Raw genomic sequence first — 3,423 nt, forward strand, 5'->3', positions numbered from 1 at the left:
TGTGCCTGAGCGCGCTGATGAACTATCTTCTGCCGGACGTGGAGCCCCGCAAGCCGCCGCCGCTGATTGAGAAAGACGACGCCCGCGTGCGCCACGAGTCGCTGCTCTCCGGCACCGTCGCGACGCTGATATTCGTCGTTTTTCAGATCAGCGATTTAAGCGATTCGCTTTCGGCGCTGATGGCGGGGATTTTAATCCTGTTCCCGATGCACTATCGCGGTTCGGTGATGAGCTCCATCTGGCGCGTGGTCGGCGTGGTGCTGGGCTGCCTCTATATTCTGGTGGTGCAGCTGATCCTCTACGATCACAGCAGCCATATGCTATTGATGATGCCGCTGATCGGCCTCGGGCTGGCGTTTGGCGCGCGCCTGCACGTGATGGAGAAGGTGGGCGCAGGCGTGGGGTTCTCCAGCATCACCACCATCGGCATTATGTTCGGGCAGAACATGCACCCGGACACTGACCTGGTGTTCAGCGATCTGTACCGCATCACCTCCGTCACCTTTTCGCTGGTGGCGACGCTGACGATGGTCTTTCTGGTGCACCTGATCCTGAACCGCTTCGAGGCGACGCGCTACGTCATTCAGGGCTGATAGCGTATGCCGCCGCTGAAGCTCCAGTCTTCAGCGGCAGTAAACTGGATAACGACCATCACGTCCCCACCATTGATGCCCATCTTCTCATTCAGCTGCGCAGCCAACTGGCGGTAGAGCGCCGCTTTTTGTTCTTCGCTCCTCGGCTTACCGGCCACGATATTGAACAGTATCGCCCCCTCCGTTCTGCCCGGGCTGAGATAGTGCCGATCAACGTATCGATCCCCGGCAGCGAAGCATTCAAAAAAATGAAACCGGTCCTGCGCGGGAACGGCGAAGGTTTCCGTCAGCGCCTGGTGCAGAATGTCCGAAATCTGTTTTTTCTGCATCTCGCTATAGCGGCCACCCGTCATGATGCGAACAAACGGCATTATTGTTTCTCCTCTGCCAGGCAGGTCAGGGCGCTGACGGCTGCCGGCCAGCCTGCGTAAAACGCCAGATGAGTAAACGCTTCGGCAATCTCGTCGTCCGTCACGCCGTTTTTTCGGGCAAAGTCGATATGCCAGGGAAGCTGCGCGGTACGCCCCAGGGCGGCCAGGGCGGCAAGCGTGATCAGGCTGCGATCCCGCGGGGCCAGCTGCGGACGCTGCCAGATATCGCCAAACAGCACCTGCTGGCTGAGTTCCGCCAGCTTAGGGGAGACCTGCGCAAGCGTGTCGCGATTCAGTGTTGTGCTCATTTTTATTCCTCCTGTGGTCTGGAAATCACTCTCGCAGGCTGCCACCATAAATAAAATTGCAATGTTCAGGACCAAATGTCCTGAAAATGAGGATGATATGGATAAACGCTTTTCAGCATTAGACCTGGACGCGCTGCGCAGCTTTGTGGAGGGTATTCAATCCACCAGCTTTGCCGAGGCGGCGGACAGGCTGTGTCGGTCCACCTCTGCGGTCAGCGCCCAGCTAAAAAAGCTGGAGCAGCAGTGCGGCGTGGCGCTCACCGTGAAGCAGGGGCGTACGCTGGCTCTGACCCGGGAGGGTGAAATTCTGCTGAGCTACGCCCGACGCATGCTGGCATTAAATGATGAAGCGCTCCGGGCTATCAGGGGGGAGTTGCTTCAGGGCGAGGTGCGTCTGGGTATGCAGGAGGACTTTGGGGAGTCCGTGATGCCGCAGGTTATCGGCGATTTTCACAGACAACACCCTGAGCTTCGCATGATCGCGCGCGTCGATCGCAACCCGCCGCTGCTGCGGGGCGTGGCGGCAAACGAACTCGATCTGGCGCTGGTCTGGCAGGAAGGACGAGAAGGCGACTATGTGCGAAGCGAGCCGCTAAAGTGGATTTGCCGGTCCAGCGAGGACATTGAGGCACTTCTGCAGCGAGGTGAGCCGCTGCCGCTGGTAATGTTTGACGCCCCCTGCCTCTTGCGAAGCCGGGCTATCGCATCGCTGGATGCCGCAGGTATTCCCTGGCGTATCGCTTTTACCAGCTATAGCCTGAGCGGACTGTGGGCGGGCGTCAGCGCGGGGCTGGGTATCACGCTCCGCACGCGTATTGGCCTGCCCGAGACGTTACAGGTCGACAGCCGCCAGCTGCCAGATACAGGAGAGTTGGGAATAGCGCTGCATCAGGGAAGCGCCTCCGCCAATGCCGCTATTTCCAGCATGAAGGCGCTGATCCTCAGGACGCTCAATGGATAAGCGTCGGGATTTGCGAGAGTAAAAACAGAATCAGGCCAATCGTCCCGCCCACCAGGGTGCCGTTGACGCGGATAAACTGCAGATCCTTGCCAATGTTCAGCTCAATCTGGCGGGACATGTCTTTGGCATCCCAGCTTTTCACCGTGTCGCTGATATGGCGTGTCAGGAACGCGGCAAAATCCGGCGCGAGGCGGTGCGCGGCCTGCTCCAGATGCTCGTTCATTGAGGCTTGCAGGTTCGCATCGTTCGTCAGCGTTTCACCAAACCAAAGCCCGGCGTTGGCGATGCGCTGCTTCACGCGCGAGTCCTCACTCTGCATGTCCGCCTTCAGCCACTGGCGCAGGTCGGCCCACATCTCACCCAGATAGCGGTTAAACGCCTCATCGTTTTTCAGATAGTGCTTGATGTTGTCGGCTTTGGCCGCCATGTCCGGATCGTTTTTCAGGTTGTCAATAAGCTTCAGCGTGGCGCGGTCAAATGCCTGGCGGATCTGGTGCGTGCGGTCATGGCTGATATCGTCCAGCAGCGTGTTCACCGCGTTTGACACCATCTCCGCGCTTTGATCGCCCAGCCACTCGGTGGGCAGCACCATCGCCTTGCGCGGATGCTCGGTCTTGAGCCAGTGGACGATCTGGTCGGCGATAAAGTCCCGCGTGCTTTCCCGCTGAATGAGGGTAATCAGGCGATTGATGATGGCGTCCAGCAGCACCTGATGGCGGTTGTTTTTGGTCATGCTCTCCAGCATCACGGCGCTGGTTTCAGTGAAGTCGACCTTGTCGATGGCCTTATGCACCGCGCGTTTGAGCAGGCGTTGAATGCGCCCGTCGTCGGTCAGCTCGAGAAAACCGCTCATCACCTGCATCAGATGCAGCCCGACGCGCTGGGCGTTGTCGGGCTTGCTGAACCAGGCACCAATCATCTGCGCGGGCTCATAGCGGCGGATCAACGCCACCAGCGACTGGGTATCGAGAAATTTCTCCTGCACAAACTGGCCGAGATTGTCGCCGATCCGGTCTTTATTGCGCGGGATGATCGCCGTATGGCGGGAGATAAAGGGAATCGGCACCCGGCGGAACAGCGCGACGACCGCAAACCAGTCAGCCAGCGCGCCGACCATTGCCGCCTCGGCAATGGCCTTGACGCCGCGCACCCAGAAGGTCTGCGGCAGGAACAGGGTGGTGATAAACGCC

Annotated in this window: 5 protein-coding genes; 2 read left to right on the forward strand and 3 right to left on the reverse strand. The window is 59.3% G+C overall.

All coding sequences use genetic code 11. From position 1 onward, the window contains the following. The coding region (locus DOU50_RS00745) for an FUSC family protein (RefSeq protein WP_194266107.1) at positions 1-593 on the forward strand (593 nt) is incomplete at its 5' end. On the opposite strand, the gene DOU50_RS00750 is transcribed toward DOU50_RS00745, so the two are convergent. Both DOU50_RS00750 and DOU50_RS00755 read right to left on the reverse strand, forming a co-directional pair. Next, positions 584-964 (reverse strand): tautomerase family protein, encoded by a 381-nt coding sequence (locus tag DOU50_RS00750; protein WP_148768522.1) that lies wholly within the window; start codon positions 962-964, stop codon positions 584-586. The genes DOU50_RS00745 and DOU50_RS00750 overlap by 10 nt on opposite strands. Then, complete coding sequence (locus DOU50_RS00755; RefSeq protein ID WP_148768523.1) at positions 964-1,272, reverse strand: carboxymuconolactone decarboxylase family protein; 309 nt, start codon at positions 1,270-1,272, stop codon at positions 964-966. Before DOU50_RS00755 ends, DOU50_RS00750 begins: the two co-directional genes overlap by 1 nt. A 97-nt stretch (positions 1,273-1,369) precedes the next feature. Between DOU50_RS00755 and DOU50_RS00760 the strand changes: the two genes are divergently transcribed. Then, positions 1,370-2,233 (forward strand): LysR substrate-binding domain-containing protein, encoded by an 864-nt coding sequence (locus tag DOU50_RS00760; protein ID WP_148768524.1) that lies wholly within the window; start codon positions 1,370-1,372, stop codon positions 2,231-2,233. Here DOU50_RS00760 and DOU50_RS00765 read toward each other — a convergent pair. Then, the coding region (locus DOU50_RS00765) for a DUF445 domain-containing protein (protein ID WP_148768525.1) at positions 2,223-3,423 on the reverse strand (1,201 nt) is incomplete at its 5' end. The two genes, DOU50_RS00760 and DOU50_RS00765, sit on opposite strands and share 11 nt — an antisense overlap.

This window comes from Enterobacter sp. C6, assembly GCF_008122455.1.
Taxonomy (GTDB): Bacteria; Pseudomonadota; Gammaproteobacteria; order Enterobacterales; family Enterobacteriaceae; genus Enterobacter; species Enterobacter pseudoroggenkampii.

Coding starts and splice junctions, on each gene's coding strand:
- DOU50_RS00750 (WP_148768522.1), bottom strand. CDS start 964: ATGCCGTTTGTTCGCATCATGACGGGTGGCCGCTATAGCGAGATGCAG.
- DOU50_RS00755 (WP_148768523.1), bottom strand. CDS start 1,272: ATGAGCACAACACTGAATCGCGACACGCTTGCGCAGGTCTCCCCTAAG.
- DOU50_RS00760 (WP_148768524.1), top strand. CDS start 1,370: ATGGATAAACGCTTTTCAGCATTAGACCTGGACGCGCTGCGCAGCTTT.